Source organism: Gordonia sp. NPDC062954 (assembly GCF_044543825.1).
Lineage (GTDB): Bacteria > Actinomycetota > Actinomycetes > Mycobacteriales > Mycobacteriaceae > Gordonia > Gordonia tangerina.
The window spans coordinates 36,647-51,560 of record NZ_JBITWL010000025.1 but is presented as its reverse complement, the minus strand read 5'-3'; the positions used below and the strand labels follow the sequence as shown (position 1 = coordinate 51,560).

The following is a 14,914-nucleotide window of genomic DNA, read 5'->3' as shown; positions in this document are numbered from 1 at the left end:
GGGACGAAGCGATACCCGGGGGACGAACTGAGGCCGGCGGGGGTCGGGGGACCGCCGTCGCGGTTGCGGCGGTCGGGGTCGCGGCGATGGGGGCAGCCGTCGCGGTGTCGCCGACGACTCTGTCGAGCGGTCCGGGAGTGTGTCCCTTCGCGCATCTGACCGGTCTGCCGTGTCCGGGCTGCGGGCTGACCCGCAGCTGGGTGGCCCTCGGACACGGAGACGTCGTCGGAGCGATCGGGTTCAACTGGTTCGGGCCGCTGTCCATGGCAGTGGCGGTGATCGTCACCGCCATCGCGCTGTGGACGGCACTCACCGGCGGTGGTGCTCTGCGGCGGGTGCAGCACGTACTGACCGGCCGGATTGCGATGTCGGTGCTCGTGGTGTGGCTGGGCTATGGACTTGTGCGAATACTCGATGCCGGATTCGGTTGGGGTCTCTTCCCTCTCGTGGTGTGACTCTGCTCGTGGTGTGACACCGACCCGCCGCGGTGACGTGACGTCGGTTGCGCAGGAGAGCAGAGTGGGATGCATGCAGATCACACACTTCGGTCATTCGTGCGTCCTGGTGGAGATCGACGACACCAAGATCCTCTTCGACCCGGGCAACTTCTCCCACGGCTTCGAGGGACTCACCGACCTCGACGCCGTCTTCATCACCCACCAACACCCCGATCATTGCGACGTCAACCGGCTGCCCGACCTGATCGCGGCCAACCCGCAGGCGGTGCGCTTCGCCGATCCGCAGACGGCCACCCAGCTCAACGAGGACAACGTCGCCGGTCCGTGGACCATCGCCAACGCCGGTTCGCACACTCAGGTCGGCCCGGTAACAGCGCGGTTCACCGGCGGTCGGCACGCAGTGATCCATCCGGAGATCCCGGTGGTCGACAACGTCGCCTACGTACTCGACACCAAGTCGATGACCGGCCGCTTCATGCATCCCGGCGACTCGTTCTACATCCCGTTCGAGAAGATCGACGTCCTCGCCCTGCCGTCCGCGGCGCCGTGGATGAAACTCAGCGAATCAGTCGACTACCTGCGTGCCATGGCCCCGCGGGTCGCGGTTCCTATCCACCAGGCCATCCTGTCCGACGCCGGTTCGGGCGTGCACTACGGCCGGCTCGCGGACATGAAGGCGGCTTCCACCGACTTCGTCGTCCTCGACGAGGAGTCGGCAACCGAACTCTGATTCGGTTGCTCCGCCCCCCCGGATCTCAGCTCGGCGGTGCGAAGAACTCGAGGGCGATGTTGTCGGGGTCGCGGAACGAGATCCCCGATCCGTAGTGCGCGTGCTTGATGCCGCTGTGGGCGATCCCGAGCTCGTCGAGCCGCCGTGTCCAGGTCTCGAGATCGTCTGCCGTCACGGTGAACGCGACATGGTCGAGGCCGGGGCGGCGTTCGTCGAATGCACCGCCCGGATCCGCCGATGTGTGCGTGTGCAGCCCGAAGAGCATGCCGCCGTCGAGGGCGAACACCGTGTGGTGGAAGTCGCCAGACTCCTCGTCTTCGTCGAGTACGGGGTCTGCGCCGAACAGCGCCGCGTACCACCGGGTGCTGTTCGCGAGGTCGGTCACTGTGACCGCCACATGCGCGAGTGCGGGAAAAGCCATGGCGCCACTCCTTTGTGTTGCGCTGCTCTGTGCATCTCTCCCGACGTTAGGCCGCGAGTGCGGCGCGCAGAACTCCCCGAACGGACAGGATCACCCGTATGCGCTATCGGGTCGTCGGCCGCAGCGCTTCCACTACCGCGCCGTGCAACGGGCCGTTGGTGGCCACGGCGCTGCCCCCGGACGGGCCGTCGGCGCCCTCGAGTGAGGTGAAGCGTCCACCCGCCTCCCGCACGATGATGTCGAGTGCGGCGAGGTCCCACAGCGAGACCTCGGGTTCGGCCGCGACGTCGACGGCGCCCTCGGCGACCAGGCAGTAGTTGTAGAAGTCGCCGTACCCGCGAACCCGCCAGACGCGGTCGGTGAGTGCGATGAACTCATCGCGTATCCCTCGCTCGGCCCACCCGGACAGGCTCGAGAACGCCAGGCTCGCCGACGACAGTTCCGAGACCGCCGACACCGACAGCCGGCGCGGGAACTCTTGCCCGTCGAACACCGTGAACGCGCCCAGCCCTTCCGCAGCCCACCAACGTCGTCGCAGCGCGGGAGCCGAGACCACCCCGACCCGGGGTCGGCCGTCGATGAGCAGCGCGATGAGGGTGGCCCACACCGGCACGCCGCGGACGAAGTTCTTGGTGCCGTCGATGGGGTCCACCACCCACTGCCGACCGCGCAGCACCGTGTCGCCGCCGAACTCCTCGCCGAGGACCGCGTCGTCGGCGCGACGTGCAGCGAGGCGTTGCCGCACCATCGTCTCGCAGGCCAGATCGGCGTCGGAAACCGGCGTCAGATCGGGTTTGTCGTCCACCCGCAAGTCAATCGCCCCGAAGCGTTGCATTGTCAACGCATCCGCCGAATCGGCCAACGACAACGCGAGCTCGAGATCGTCGGGGAGCCCGTGGCCGGTGGCAGCGCTGTCGTGTGGCATGCCGGTAGGGTAGCGCCACCCGGCTGCCGACCACCCAGCCGTGGACCACTCACTGCGGACCCGGCGAACGTCCGATTTGCCCGACGCCGCCCGGTAGGCTGACGCACATGTTGCTTGCGGTCGGTTTCACGGTGGTCATCGCGGCGGTTCTGGTGGCGCTCGTTGTGCAGTGGCAGCGTGGCCGCAGCCCGCAAGGGCTGTCGGGTGCGCGCGCGGCGCAGTTCGTGCAGGGCACCTTCACGGTCACCGGCGTGAGTGAGCGTCCGGACCAAGGGGACGCCAAAGGTGAGCGGTTCTGCACCGTGTCCGGCACGATCGTAGGTCCGCAGACCGAGCCCGCCGAGGTCTACGGGACGCTGGTGCTCGGTGACGCGGATCCGTGGCCGCAGATCGGTGCGGACCTACCAGTGGTGTACAAGCCCGGCAAGGCGACCTCGTCGTGGCGGTTCGGCGAACTGCCCCCCGCCGATCCGGCGCAGGACCCGGGTCCGATGCCGAACGCCTGAGCGGTTCGGGACAGATCGAGGGCGGGGGGCAGCCCGGCCGGGTTTCGCGACGGTAGTCTTGATGACCGTGCATCCCGACGTAACCGCAGACCTCGAATCCATCGGCACCATCTTGACCACGGTCGAGAAGGTGCTCGACCTCGACGAGCTGCGCCGTCGGATCGACGAGCTGGAGATGCAGGCCTCCGATCCAGACCTGTGGAACGACCAGGACCACGCGCAGCGGGTGACCAGCGAGCTCTCGCACGCCCAGACGGAGTATCGACGGGTCACCGAGTTGCGTCAGCGGCTCGACGACCTGCCGGTGCACTACGAGCTGGCGGAGGCCGAGGAGGGTGACGACCAGACCGCCGCGCTGGCCGATGCGGACGCCGAGCGGGCGTCACTGAAGGCCGACGTCGAGGCCATGGAGGTCAAGACAATGCTGGCCGGCGAGTACGACCAACGTGACGCGTTGGTCAACATCCGATCTGGTGCCGGTGGCGTCGACGCGGCGGACTGGGCGCAGATGCTGATGCGGATGTACATCCGCTGGGCCGAGAAGCACAACTACGGAGTGGAGGTCTACGACACCTCCTACGCCGAAGAAGCCGGCATCAAGAGCGCCACCTTCACGGTGAAGGCGCCGTACATGTATGGCACGCTCTCGGTGGAGCAGGGCACCCACCGGCTGGTGCGCATCAGCCCGTTCGACAACCAGGGCCGCCGGCAGACGTCATTCGCCGAGGTCGAGGTGCTCCCCGTGGTCGAGACGACCGACCACATCGACGTCGACGAGAACGACGTGAAGGTCGACGTGTATCGCTCCTCGGGCCCCGGTGGTCAGTCTGTCAACACCACCGACTCCGCGGTCCGGCTGACCCACATACCCACCGGCATCGTCGTAACCTGTCAGAACGAGAAGAGTCAGCTGCAGAACAAGGCGTCGGCCATGCGCGTGCTGCAGGCCAAACTTCTCGAACGTAAGCGCCAGGAGGAGCGCGCAGAACTCGATGCGCTCAAGGGCGACGGTGGCTCGAGCTGGGGGAATCAGATGCGTTCGTACGTGTTGCATCCGTATCAGATGGTGAAGGACCTGCGCACCAACGTGGAGGACAACAACCCCACCGCCATCCTCGACGGGGAGATCGACAAGTTCATCGAAGCCGGTATCCGCTGGCGTATGGCTGCTGCCGACGCCTGACATGGCGGCCGTTGTGACGCCGTTGGCATTCGCTCCCGGCGCAACCGAAGCGGTGCTCGGGCGCTTCTATGTCTGGGCAGCCACCGACGGTCTGGAGATCCTCATCTGGATTCTCGGTGGACTGCTCGTCATCCGGTGCATCCGGTGGGGTGCCGACGGCTATGCCGCCCGGCTCAAGACCCAATTTGACTCCAGTGACCTCATCGTCCAGACCGAGGACGCCAAACATCGGCGCGCACTGGTGGATGTGGTGGCGTGGACGCTCATCGTGATCGTCGCGATCATCGTGATCGTGCGCATCATGGTGATCTTCGGGGTACCCATCACCGGCCTGGCGGGACCGGGTGCCGTGCTCGGTGCGGCGCTGGGCTTCGGTGCGCAGCGCATCGTGCAGGACATCCTCGCCGGATTCTTCGTCGTCGCCGAGAAGCAGTACGGGTACGGCGACGTGGTGGTTCTCACCGTGTCGGCCAACGGTCAGGCCGAGGGCACGGTCGAGGATGTCACGCTGCGCGTCACCAAACTGCGTACCTCCGAGGGTGAGGTCATCACGGTGCCCAACGGGCAGATCGTCAAGGCCACCAACCTGTCCAAGGATTGGGCGCGCGCCGTGGTCGACGTGCCCGTGCCGGCCGACGCGGACATCGCGATGGTCAACGAGGTCCTCGACCGCGTCGGAGATGCATTCTACGAGCAACCACGCTGGCACGATCTCCTGCTCGACTCGCCGTCACCGCTCGGCGTCATCGACCTCGAACTCGACTCGATCACGGTCCGGATGGTCGCCCGCACGCTACCCGGCAAACAGTTCGACGTCAGCCGGGCGTTGCGCATTGACATCGTGCGCGCGCTGGCAAGCGAGGGCATCACCGTCGCACCCGTGGGTGTCCAGGCCGGCGGCGGACCGCCCGCGACGATGGCCGACGAGGCCGGCAAGGGGCGTGATCGCAATGGCTGATCGGCCCGACGACGAATCCGAGAAAGAGCCCGCGACGCGCGACGGTGCGGGGACCGATCCGGGAGGCAAGCGAGATGGCGCCGACGAGCCCCGCCCCATCATCCCGGAACGCTTCCGGGACTGGGGACACGTCTACAAGACCCGCCTGCGAACGAGCACCGCGGTTCTGCTGATCGCGTTCCTCGGCTCGAGCATCCTGTACGGCTACACCTCGCAGCGCTACGGGGTGGTCCAGCCGCCCGCTGCACCGGCCCGCACGTCGGTGTCCACCACCGTCACCCCTGAGCCGAGCTGGTCCTCGACCCCGTCGAGTACCTCGCTCACCACCACCACCACCACGACAACCGACTCGGTGGACGGCCCCGATGGTGACACAGAGCCCGAACCGGGCTCGGGCACCGGCGATACGGGGACCCAGACGCGCAGCACCGTGCCGGGACTACCCGGTGTGGTGATCCCGAATTTCGGCCGCACGCCGGAGACCACTACAGTTCCGCAGCGCTGACCAGCCGCGACCTGGCCGCGCCGAACCTGAGCGGAGAACTCAGCGGCCGTGGCTACACTGGCTTCTCGTGATCAAGCTGGAGAACGTCACGATGAAGTACAAGGCGTCCAGTCGGCCCGCCTTGACCGACCTCACCCTCGAGGTCGACAAGGGGGAGTTCGCCTTTTTGATCGGTCCGTCGGGTTCGGGAAAGTCGACCTTCTTCCGGTTGCTCCTGAAAGAGGACAAGCCCACCTCGGGCGAGGTGTACGTGGGAGATTTCCACGTCAACACGCTCAAGGGGCGGATGGTGCCCAAGCTGCGACAATCAATCGGCTGCGTCTTCCAGGACTTCCGACTGCTGCAACAGAAGTCGGTGGCCGACAATGTCGCGTTCGCGTTGGAGGTGATCGGCAAGTCACCGTCGACGACTCGGCGCATCGTCCCAGAGGTCCTCGACTACGTCGGACTGTCCGGCAAAGCCGACCGCATGCCCAACGAGCTGTCCGGCGGTGAGATGCAGCGTGTCGCGATCGCGCGGGCCATCGTCAATCGGCCGTTGCTGCTGCTCGCCGACGAACCGACCGGAAACCTCGATCCGGAGACCAGTGAGGAGATCGTCGACGTCCTCGACCGGGTGAACCGGCGTGGCACGACGGTGATCATGGCGACCCACGACCGGCATATCGTCGACGCCATGCGCCGACGGGTGCTCGAGTTCGACAACGGCCACCTGGTCCGCAACGATCCGCAAGGGGTGTACGGCATCGGCTGACCGCCGCTGCCGCGCCCGGCCCCGTGCGCGGCAATGCCCGCACCTCGACTCTCGCACCATCGACTTCGGTAAGGACTGCGCACAGACCCATGCGAGCGAACTTCATCATCAGCGAGGTCCTGAACGGTTTCCGACGCAACGTCACCATGACCATCGCCATGATCCTCACCACGGCGATCACCCTGGGCATGTTCGGCGGTGGCCTGCTGGTCATCCAGATGGCCGACAAAAGTCAGCAGATCTTCCTGGACCGAGTCGAGATGCAGTTCTTCGTCAACGACGCCGTCTCCGACGCCGACCCGAACTGCCAGGAGTCGCCGTGTGCGGAGCTACGTACCGACATCGAGAACGAGCCGGGCGTCGGGTCGGTCACCTTCATCGACCGTGAGGAGGCGTTCGAGGCCGCCAAACAGACCTTCAAGGACAATCCCGACATCGCCAACAACATCCGCGAGGGCACCATCCCTGCGTCGCTCAAGGTACGGATGTCCGACCCGGCCCAGTTCGGCGCGGTGCTCGACAAGTACAAGGACCGCAAGGATCTCGGTGTCGACGGTGCACTCGACCAACGCGAGCTGGTGCAGCGCATCTTCAGCGTGCTCGACGGAACCCGGAACGCCGCGTTCGCGGTCGCCCTGGTCTTGGCGGTGGCGGCGATCCTGTTGATCGTGAACACCGTGCAGATCGCGGCGTTCACCCGCCGCACCGAGGTGTCGATCATGCGCCTGGTCGGTGCCACCCGCTGGTACACGCAGTTGCCGTTCCTGCTCGAGGCGGTGGTCGCCGCGCTGGTGGGTGCGTTCCTCGCGATCGGTGGGTTGTTCGCGGCCAAGGTTTTCTTCTTCGACAACGCCCTACGCGATCTGTACGGTGTGAACATCCTGGCCCGCATCGGGATCTCCGACGTGCTGTTCGTGTCGCCGTGGCTGATCCTGGCCGGAATCCTGCTGTCGGGTGTCACCTCGTATGTGACACTGCGGGTTTATGTGCGCGAATGATCGGGGCCGGCGAGATCGGCAGGAGAGATAGGGACGAGGAGGAGGTGCAGGAATGGCGAAGGAGAAGGGTCGCAACGTGATCGCGACCAACCGCAAGGCGCGTCACAACTACACCATCCTTGACACCTACGAGGCGGGTATCGCGTTGTTGGGGACCGAGGTCAAGAGTCTGCGCGGTGGCAAGGCATCGCTTGCCGATGCCTTCGCGACCGTCGACGACGGCGAGATCTGGCTGCGCGCCGTGCACATCCCCGAATACGGCAGCGGGTCGTGGACCAACCACGCTCCGCGTCGCAACCGGAAACTGCTGTTGCACCGCCGTGAGATCGACAACCTGATCGGCAAGATCCGCGACGGCAATCTCACGTTGGTGCCGCTGTCGATGTACTTCAACGACGGCAAGGTCAAGGTGGAACTGGCACTCGCCCGCGGCAAGCAGGCCCACGACAAGCGCCACGACATCGCGCGCCGGACGGCGCAGCGTGAGGTGGAGCGCGAGATCGGTCGGCGCGTCAAAGGGATGTGAAAGGTGCCCCGAGATCCGGAGCCCGAGGCCCTGTCGCCACGTCGTCGCCACATCGTCGTACTCGCGCTGGTGGTAGTGATGGCGATGCTCGGTCTCCTCGCCTGCACCCCCGATCCGGAGGGCCGCATCGGCGGTGACGGAGTCGCCATCGACGGTGTGCCGGTGACCCCGCCGATGGGGTGGAACAGTTGGAACACCTTCGGCTGCAATATCACCGAACAGATCGTCCGCGAGCAGGCCGACGCGCTGGTGGTGACCGGGCTACGTGACGCCGGGTATCGCTACGTCGTCGTCGACGACTGCTGGGCCGCGCCTGAGCGCGCCGACGACGGGTCGCTGCAGGCCGATCCGCGTCGATTCCCGTCCGGGATGGCGGCACTCGGACAGTATCTGCACGACCGCGGGCTGAAGTTCGGATTGTATGCCGGCGCCGACGACAAGACCTGCACCCAATTCCTGGGTACCTACCCGGGTGCCACCGGTAGTCGCGGCCCCGAGGGCCGCGACGCCCAGACCTTCGCCGACTGGCAGGTCGACTATCTGAAATACGACTGGTGCTCGAGCAATGCCGACCATGACGACCAGGTGTCGGCGTTCACCGCGATGCGCGACGCGATCCGCGACACCGGGCGACCCATGGTGTACAGCATCAACCCCAACAGTGGCGTCGCGGAATCGGTTCCGGGAGCCGAATTCGATTGGGGTGGCGTCGCGACCATGACCCGGGTCACCAACGACATCACCCCTGTGTGGTCGACCAACGCCGACGATTCCGGCGCGCAGGGCGTGATCGACATCGTCGACGCCGTGGCGCCGCTCGCGTCCCGGGTCGGGCCGTCGGCGTTCAACGATCCCGACATGCTCGTCGTGGGCGTGGACGGCAACCCCGGCCTCACCCTGGCCCAGCAGCGTACGCAGATGTCGATGTGGGCGATGATGGCGGCGCCGCTCATCGCCGGTAACGATCTCACGCGGATGTCGACGCAGACGCTCGACCTGCTGGGCAACCGCGCGGTCATCGTGATCGATCAAGACGATCGGGTCAGCGCCGGCGCGCCGGTCGACGACGACGCGGAGATCTGGGCCCGCGCCATCGGTGACAAGGGGCTCGTCGTGTCGTTGACCAACCGGGCCGATCATCCGCGCGCCATGTCGGTCTCACTGGGAAGTCTCGGTCTGGTCGGCGACGCCACCGTCAGCGCCGTCGATGCCTGGACCGGCCGGCAATACCAGGCCGCCAACGGGGAACTCACCGTCGACGTCGCGGTCAACGACACCGTGCTGCTGCAGATCGCCTGACGCCTCGCCGGTTGTCCGAAACAGCCGGTGGGCGCGGCGTTCTCGATATGATCCGATGTGGCCGCGAGGTCAGGGCACTGTGGACCCGCGTCGACACACGCAGACTCATCGATTTCGCCACCCTCAGGAGCTGACGATGACCGACCGCAAACACACCAATGCCCGGCACACGACCAATATCGGCGCGAACCTCACCCTCAACCCGGTGTTCGTCCGCCCCGGTGAATCCACCGAGCTGCCGAAGTTCACGATTCCCGACCAGATGAGTCTGCCCGAGACGGCATACCAGATCGTGCACGACGAGGCCATGCTCGACGGCAACGCGCGGCTGAACCTCGCGACCTTCGTATCGACCTGGATGGACGACGAGGCGCGTCGACTCTACGCCGAGACCTACGACAAGAACATGATCGACAAGGACGAGTATCCGCAGACCGCCGCGATCGAGGATCGGTGTTGGCGGATCATCGCCGATCTGTGGAATGTGCCAGACGTGGAGAACTCGATCGGGACGTCGACGATCGGGTCGTCGGAGGCGGCGATGCTGGGTGGCCTGGCGCTCAAGCGGCATTGGCAGACGCGCCGCAAAGCCGAGGGCAAGTCGATCGAGAGACCGAATCTGGTGCTGTCGACCGCCGTTCAGGTGTGCTGGGAGAAGTTCCTCAACTACTTCGAGGTGGAGCCGCGGTGGGTGCCGGTGAGCGAGGAGCATTTCGTCTTCGACGGCCACGAACTCGAGAAGTACGTGGATGAGAACACAATCGGCGTGGTAGCGATCGTCGGGGTGACCTACAACGGGTTGTATGAGCCGGTGAAAGAGATCTCGGCGAAACTCGACGAGATCCAGGCGTCGACGGGCCTGGACATCAAGATCCACGTCGACGGTGCATCCGGCGCCATGATCGCGCCGTTCTGCCAGCCCGATCTGGAGTGGGACTTCCGCGTGCCGCGGGTGGTGTCGATCAACACCTCCGGCCACAAATACGGTCTCGTGTATCCGGGGCTGGGCTGGATCGTGTGGCGCGATGCCGCGGCGTTGCCGGAGAGCATGGTGTTTCACTGCAGCTATCTCGGCGGCGACATGCCAACGCTCGCGCTGAACTTCTCGCGGCCCGGTGCGCAGGTGTTGTTGCAGTACTACAACTTTCTGCGGTTGGGTCGTGAGGGATATCGGCAGGTGCAGCAGGAGTCGCTCGACGTCGCGCAGTATCTGTCCGCGGCAATCGGCGACATGGGGCCGTTCGACCTCGTCAGCAAGGGTGACACCATCCCGGTGTTCGCGTGGAAGCTCAAGCCCGGTTATACCGACAAGTGGACGCTCTACGATCTGTCGGACCGATTGCGGATGAAGGGGTGGCTGGTGCCGGCCTACCCGATGGCCGATGATCTCGCCGACATGACGTTGCAGCGCATCGTGGTGCGGGCGGGTTTGAGTCGTGATCTCGGTGCCGCGCTGTTGCGGGACATCGAGAGCGAGATCGCCTTCCTCGACAACCTGGAGTCGCCGATGCCGCGGGAGGGCACGGGGTCGCACTTCCACCACTGAGGCGATACCGGGATGAAACCGTCGGCAGCCGTTGTTAGACTGAAGTGCTCGTCGAAATTCGGCGGGTGCTACCTCGGGGCTGATCGGTTTCGACTGCGTGCGTCGAGGTAGGGGAAGCGTGTCGGTGCAGGCTAGAGACCACCGTTAAGCGTCGTAGCAACCAATTAAGCGCCGATAAGAATCAGCGCGACTACGCACTCGCTGCCTGATCAGCGAGGCTAGTCTGTCGGCCCGGGTCTGCTCCCGCACCCGGATGCCGGCATCATCTCAGGGAGCTCACCGCTGTCGTCGGTCGCGGACGGCAGCGGGACATCAAACAGCGACTGGGATCGTCATCTCGGCTTGTTCGCGTGACCGGGAGATCCAAGTAGAGGCATAGCGAACTGCACACGGAGAAGCCCTACCGAAGCGACGGAGGACCCGGGTTCAATTCCCGGCAGCTCCACCGACGAGACCCCCGACCGCCTGGTCGGGGGTCTCGTGCTTTTCTTGGGTTTTGTTTGTGGGCGCGTTTAGGGCCTTTCGTGACCGCCGTGCTGGGCGCGTTTGGGAGGTGAGGTCAGGACTGGTGTGAGCGGCGCAGGACGGTGCCGACGAAATCGAGGGCGGCGTTCTGCCAGAGTCCGATGTGATCGAGCATCGCGTGCTTACCGTCGGGCACGGGGACGAAGGTGGCGTCCACCCCGCGTTCGTCGAGTTCGTGCACACCTCGCTCGGTCCGGCGCGCGAAGGTCCGGGTGTCATCGGTGCCGTGTACCGCGACCACCCGGACGCCGTCGCGGATGTGACGCCAATCGGCATGCTGCCACCACGGTGCCAGTGCGAGCAGTCCGACGACTCGGCTGTCGGCCGCGAGGTGCGCACCCACCCGTCCGCCCATCGAGTGGCCGACGAGGACCACCGGTACGCCCGGATGCTCGCGCGTCAGATCGTCGAGTGCCTTGCGGGCGTCGTGGACCGGACAGTTCTGTGCGCCGTTCCATCCGTAGAAGCGGTAGCGCACCTGGTGCACACGTACCCGGTTGCGAAAGCGCGCCCGGATCGACCACGTGAACGGGTACATCCGCAGCGCTGACGGCTGGCGTGGGCTGAACGGCCGGTAGCTGCGGTCCGTTCCGCCCGGCAACACCAGGACCACCAGCTCGGTGCGGTCCGAACCTGACGTCGCCGGATCACGTTTCAGCACGACGAGCTGCCGGCTCTGGCGGACGACCGGGTGGCCGGTGGGCGCACCTGTGCGACGGTGCGTGCCTCGACGACGTGCATGCCAGACGATCCTCCTGTGTCCGGGCTCTGGGGCGGGCCTGCTGAGTCGGTGCCCACAGTAATCATTCGTACGATGCCGACGTTCGGATCGGTTCCGATGGCAGAATTGCGGCATGGCACATCCGAGAGCAGGAACACCGGCGCTCCCCGAGGACCTGATCGACGTCGCCGCGGTCGAGCGGGCCTACTACGACCGGGTGCCCGACCCCGACGATTCGATGCAGCAGGTGGTGTTCGGCACCTCGGGTCATCGTGGGTCCAGCCTCGACGGGGCGTTCAACGAAGCCCACATCCTGGCCACCACGCAGGCGATCGTGGAGTACCGTCGGTCGGCTGGGATCACCGGGCCGTTGTTCATCGGCTTCGACACCCATGCGCTTTCGATTCCGGCGTGGCGCAGCGCACTCGAGGTACTCACCGCCAACGAGGTCACCGTTTACATCGCCGAGAACGAGAAGTTCACGCCCACCCCGGCAGTGAGTTTCGCCATCCTCCGGTTCAACCAGGCCAACCCCGGTGTGCTTGCCGATGGCATCGTCGTCACCCCGTCGCACAACCCGCCGCGCGACGGTGGGTTCAAATACAACCCACCCAGCGGTGGGCCGGCCGACACGACCATCACCTCAGTGGTGGCGCGCCGTGCCAACGAACTGCTCGCCGACAATCTCTCCGGCGTCAACCGGATTCCGTTCGAACGTGCCCGCAGCAGCGAGTTCATCCGCGAATATCCGTACACCGCAACCTATGTCGATCATCTACAGGAGGTGGTCGACATGTCGGCCATCCGCGATGCCGGCATCCACATCGGTGCCGATCCGTTGGGTGGCGCGTCGGTCGGCTACTGGGCCGAGATCGGGTTCCGGTACAACCTGACGAACTTGACCGTGGTGAACCCGACGGTCGATCCGACGTTCCGGTTCATGACGCTGGACACCGACGGCAAGATCAGGATGGACTGCTCCTCGCCGAACGCGATGGCGTCGCTGATCTCGGCGCGTGAGCGCTACGACATCGCCACCGGCAACGACGCCGACTCCGACCGTCACGGCATCGTGACCCCCGATGGCGGACTGATGAATCCGAATCATTACCTGGCGGTGGCGATCGACTACCTGTTCACACACCGCCCGGGATGGGGTGCGCAGGCGGCGGTGGGCAAGACACTGGTCAGCTCGTCGTTGATCGACCGGGTCGTCGCCGGGATCGACCGCAAACTGCTCGAGGTCCCCGTCGGCTTCAAGTGGTTCGTCGAAGGGCTGCTCGACGGCAGCATCGCTTTCGGCGGCGAGGAGAGCGCGGGCGCATCGTTCCTCACCTTCGACGGCAAGCCGTGGTCGACCGACAAGGACGGGATCATCCTGGCGCTGTTGGCATCGGAGATGCTCGCGACGACCGGCAAGACACCGTCGCAGCGCTATCGGGAACTGGCCGACCGCTACGGCGAAAGCGCCTACGCCCGCGTCGACGCGCCGGCCTCACGGGCACAGAAGGCGCTTCTCGGGAAGCTGTCCGCCGATCAGGTCAGCGCGACCGAACTTGCCGGCGAACCGATCACGGCCGTCCTCACCGAGGCGCCGGGGAACGGGGCGCCGATCGGGGGACTCAAGGTGACCACGGAGAACGCGTGGTTCGCCGCTCGCCCGTCGGGGACCGAGGACGTCTACAAGATCTACGCGGAGTCGTTCAAGGGCGCCGATCACCTCGCGACGGTGCAGGCGCAAGCCCAGGAACTGGTCGACTCGGTACTGGTTTGAGCGTCACCGCCGCGTGCTCAACGCAGTCCTCGAACCAACTCAGACAGCTCTTATCGCTGCCGCATTAGAGTCGGCATGGTGAGCGACAAGCGCAAACCGAAATCCTCGACGGCGAACTCGAAGTACCAGCCGAGCGCGACGTCGAGCCGCACCACCTACATCCTCGGTGGGGTGGCGGTGGCGATCATCGTGGCCCTCATCGTCGGCGGTTTGGTGTGGAACAACAGTCAAGACGACGGCGGCGGCGTCGACGAGGCGGTGCTCAGCGAGAACGCCGCACTGATCATCGGCGAGCCCTCGGCTCCGCAGACGATCGACGTGTTCGAGGACTTCATGTGCCCGGTCTGTCAGGAGTTCGAGGAGCAGTCGGGCACCGCCATCACCGAGGCGATCAACAACGGGTCGCTGCGGGTTCGATACCACATGCTCACCTTCCTCGACGACAGGTCGGCATCCGGCGACTACTCGACGCGGGCCGCCGGGGCCGCCCAATGCGTAGGCACCGGAGAGGACAAAGAAGTCTTCGAGAAATTCCACACTGCGCTGTTCACCAATCAACCGGAAGAAGGCGGGGACAGCGACCTCAGCAACGCGGACATGGCTCGGCTGGCGGGCGCGCAGGGTGCCTCACCACAGACCCAGCAGTGTGTCGCGGACGGCGCCAGGGTGACCGAGGCGACGGAGGCCTCCGAACAGTCGCGGAACCAGCTCGCGAAGGCCACCGGCGGGCAGGTGGCCACGCCGACGGTGCTGTCCGGCGGCGAGCCGGTGAACGGCATCATGGACGGCACGGGCTGGCTGGACCAGCTGCTGAACGAGCAGGGCTGAGGTGGGTGACTCCGGTCCCAGGTAGCCGTCCAGGCGATTTGGTCGGAGTCGGAGCGATGGTGTAATTTCGCCTTTGCCCTTGAAACGGGGTGAACAACAGAAGACGGGGCTATGGCGCAGCTGGTAGCGCACCACACTGGCAGTGTGGGGGTCAGGGGTTCGAGTCCCCTTAGCTCCACTAACAGGGAGAAGCCCGCTTCATCGTCGAAGCGGGCTTCTCCCTGTCTTGGCCTATGTGCCCGACCCGCGCCGCCGAC

At 65.8% G+C, this 14,914-nt stretch carries 16 protein-coding genes, 1 tRNA gene and 1 other RNA gene; 15 read left to right on the top strand and 3 right to left on the bottom strand.

Annotation, left to right across the window (positions count from 1 at the left end):
* The first annotated feature begins 86 nt into the window (after positions 1 to 86).
* Together ACIGKQ_RS20470 and ACIGKQ_RS20465 are read left to right on the top strand one after the other, a co-directional pair.
* Complete coding sequence (locus ACIGKQ_RS20470) at positions 87 to 455, top strand: DUF2752 domain-containing protein (protein WP_235724563.1); 369 nt, start codon at positions 87 to 89, stop codon at positions 453 to 455.
* 73 nt (positions 456 to 528) lie between these two features.
* Entirely contained in the window at positions 529 to 1,188 is a 660-nt protein-coding gene (locus ACIGKQ_RS20465; RefSeq protein ID WP_235724562.1) for an MBL fold metallo-hydrolase, read from the top strand.
* 25 nt (positions 1,189 to 1,213) lie between these two features.
* Here the strand turns inward: ACIGKQ_RS20465 and ACIGKQ_RS20460 are convergent, their stop codons facing one another.
* Together ACIGKQ_RS20460 and hisN are read right to left on the bottom strand one after the other, a co-directional pair.
* Positions 1,214 to 1,609, bottom strand: coding sequence for a VOC family protein (locus ACIGKQ_RS20460; RefSeq protein WP_396574786.1), 396 nt, complete (start codon positions 1,607 to 1,609; stop codon positions 1,214 to 1,216).
* 103 nt (positions 1,610 to 1,712) lie between these two features.
* On the bottom strand, positions 1,713 to 2,534 hold the full coding sequence (hisN, locus tag ACIGKQ_RS20455; RefSeq protein WP_396574785.1) for a histidinol-phosphatase: 822 nt from the start codon (positions 2,532 to 2,534) through the stop codon (positions 1,713 to 1,715).
* Between the two features lie 107 nt (positions 2,535 to 2,641).
* On the opposite strand from hisN, the gene ACIGKQ_RS20450 reads away from it, so the two are divergent.
* The 10 genes from ACIGKQ_RS20450 (at position 2,642) to ssrA (ending at position 11,257) form a co-directional block, all read left to right on the top strand.
* Positions 2,642 to 3,040, top strand: coding sequence for a hypothetical protein (locus ACIGKQ_RS20450; protein WP_235724559.1), 399 nt, complete (start codon positions 2,642 to 2,644; stop codon positions 3,038 to 3,040).
* 67 nt (positions 3,041 to 3,107) lie between these two features.
* Positions 3,108 to 4,223, top strand: coding sequence for a peptide chain release factor 2 (gene prfB, locus ACIGKQ_RS20445; protein WP_235724623.1), 1,116 nt, complete (start codon positions 3,108 to 3,110; stop codon positions 4,221 to 4,223).
* 1 nt (position 4,224) lies between these two features.
* Positions 4,225 to 5,181: a mechanosensitive ion channel family protein gene (locus tag ACIGKQ_RS20440; RefSeq protein WP_235724558.1), complete on the top strand. Its 957-nt coding sequence runs from the start codon at positions 4,225 to 4,227 to the stop codon at positions 5,179 to 5,181.
* The gene (locus tag ACIGKQ_RS20435) at positions 5,174 to 5,686 is read left to right on the top strand and encodes a hypothetical protein (protein ID WP_235724557.1); all 513 of its coding nucleotides are present in this window, start codon (positions 5,174 to 5,176) and stop codon (positions 5,684 to 5,686) included. Before ACIGKQ_RS20440 ends, ACIGKQ_RS20435 begins: the two co-directional genes overlap by 8 nt.
* A gap of 67 nt (positions 5,687 to 5,753) precedes the next feature.
* Positions 5,754 to 6,440 (top strand): cell division ATP-binding protein FtsE, encoded by a 687-nt coding sequence (gene ftsE, locus ACIGKQ_RS20430; RefSeq protein WP_235724556.1) that lies wholly within the window; start codon positions 5,754 to 5,756, stop codon positions 6,438 to 6,440.
* Between the two features lie 89 nt (positions 6,441 to 6,529).
* Positions 6,530 to 7,438, top strand: a complete 909-nt coding sequence (gene ftsX, locus ACIGKQ_RS20425; RefSeq protein ID WP_235724555.1) for a permease-like cell division protein FtsX — start codon at positions 6,530 to 6,532, stop codon at positions 7,436 to 7,438.
* Positions 7,439 to 7,490: 52 nt separating this feature from the next.
* Entirely contained in the window at positions 7,491 to 7,964 is a 474-nt protein-coding gene (gene smpB / locus ACIGKQ_RS20420; RefSeq protein WP_235724554.1) for an SsrA-binding protein SmpB, read from the top strand.
* Positions 7,965 to 8,042: 78 nt separating this feature from the next.
* Positions 8,043 to 9,263, top strand: a complete 1,221-nt coding sequence (locus tag ACIGKQ_RS20415) for a glycoside hydrolase family 27 protein (RefSeq protein WP_396574799.1) — start codon at positions 8,043 to 8,045, stop codon at positions 9,261 to 9,263.
* Positions 9,264 to 9,399: 136 nt separating this feature from the next.
* Entirely contained in the window at positions 9,400 to 10,809 is a 1,410-nt protein-coding gene (locus ACIGKQ_RS20410; protein ID WP_396574784.1) for a glutamate decarboxylase, read from the top strand.
* 75 nt (positions 10,810 to 10,884) lie between these two features.
* Positions 10,885 to 11,257, top strand: a transfer-messenger RNA (tmRNA) gene (ssrA, locus tag ACIGKQ_RS20405).
* 111 nt (positions 11,258 to 11,368) lie between these two features.
* Here ssrA and ACIGKQ_RS20400 read toward each other — a convergent pair.
* The gene (locus ACIGKQ_RS20400) at positions 11,369 to 11,995 is read right to left on the bottom strand and encodes an alpha/beta hydrolase (protein WP_396574783.1); all 627 of its coding nucleotides are present in this window, start codon (positions 11,993 to 11,995) and stop codon (positions 11,369 to 11,371) included.
* Between the two features lie 193 nt (positions 11,996 to 12,188).
* Here ACIGKQ_RS20400 and pgm point away from each other — a divergent pair, with 193 nt between their 5' ends.
* The 3 genes from pgm (at position 12,189) to ACIGKQ_RS20385 (ending at position 14,835) form a co-directional block, all read left to right on the top strand.
* Positions 12,189 to 13,829 (top strand): phosphoglucomutase (alpha-D-glucose-1,6-bisphosphate-dependent), encoded by a 1,641-nt coding sequence (gene pgm, locus ACIGKQ_RS20395; protein ID WP_396574782.1) that lies wholly within the window; start codon positions 12,189 to 12,191, stop codon positions 13,827 to 13,829.
* Positions 13,830 to 13,907: 78 nt separating this feature from the next.
* Positions 13,908 to 14,657: a thioredoxin domain-containing protein gene (locus tag ACIGKQ_RS20390; protein ID WP_235724621.1), complete on the top strand. Its 750-nt coding sequence runs from the start codon at positions 13,908 to 13,910 to the stop codon at positions 14,655 to 14,657.
* A gap of 105 nt (positions 14,658 to 14,762) precedes the next feature.
* Positions 14,763 to 14,835, top strand: a tRNA-Ala gene (locus tag ACIGKQ_RS20385).
* Positions 14,836 to 14,914: the final 79 nt, after the last annotated feature.

What these genes read in the sequence shown, in the direction of transcription:
- ACIGKQ_RS20410 (WP_396574784.1), top strand. Translation starts at nt 9,400, where the DNA reads ATGACCGACCGCAAACACACCAATGCCCGGCACACGACCAATATCGGC.
- ACIGKQ_RS20460 (WP_396574786.1), bottom strand. Translation starts at nt 1,609, where the DNA reads ATGGCTTTTCCCGCACTCGCGCATGTGGCGGTCACAGTGACCGACCTC.
- ACIGKQ_RS20465 (WP_235724562.1), top strand. Translation starts at nt 529, where the DNA reads ATGCAGATCACACACTTCGGTCATTCGTGCGTCCTGGTGGAGATCGAC.
- hisN (WP_396574785.1), bottom strand. Translation starts at nt 2,534, where the DNA reads ATGCCACACGACAGCGCTGCCACCGGCCACGGGCTCCCCGACGATCTC.
- smpB (WP_235724554.1), top strand. Translation starts at nt 7,491, where the DNA reads ATGGCGAAGGAGAAGGGTCGCAACGTGATCGCGACCAACCGCAAGGCG.
- ACIGKQ_RS20440 (WP_235724558.1), top strand. Translation starts at nt 4,225, where the DNA reads ATGGCGGCCGTTGTGACGCCGTTGGCATTCGCTCCCGGCGCAACCGAA.
- ACIGKQ_RS20435 (WP_235724557.1), top strand. Translation starts at nt 5,174, where the DNA reads ATGGCTGATCGGCCCGACGACGAATCCGAGAAAGAGCCCGCGACGCGC.
- ACIGKQ_RS20415 (WP_396574799.1), top strand. Translation starts at nt 8,043, where the DNA reads ATGGCGATGCTCGGTCTCCTCGCCTGCACCCCCGATCCGGAGGGCCGC.
- pgm (WP_396574782.1), top strand. Translation starts at nt 12,189, where the DNA reads ATGGCACATCCGAGAGCAGGAACACCGGCGCTCCCCGAGGACCTGATC.
- ACIGKQ_RS20450 (WP_235724559.1), top strand. Translation starts at nt 2,642, where the DNA reads ATGTTGCTTGCGGTCGGTTTCACGGTGGTCATCGCGGCGGTTCTGGTG.
- ftsX (WP_235724555.1), top strand. Translation starts at nt 6,530, where the DNA reads ATGCGAGCGAACTTCATCATCAGCGAGGTCCTGAACGGTTTCCGACGC.
- ACIGKQ_RS20470 (WP_235724563.1), top strand. Translation starts at nt 87, where the DNA reads ATGGGGGCAGCCGTCGCGGTGTCGCCGACGACTCTGTCGAGCGGTCCG.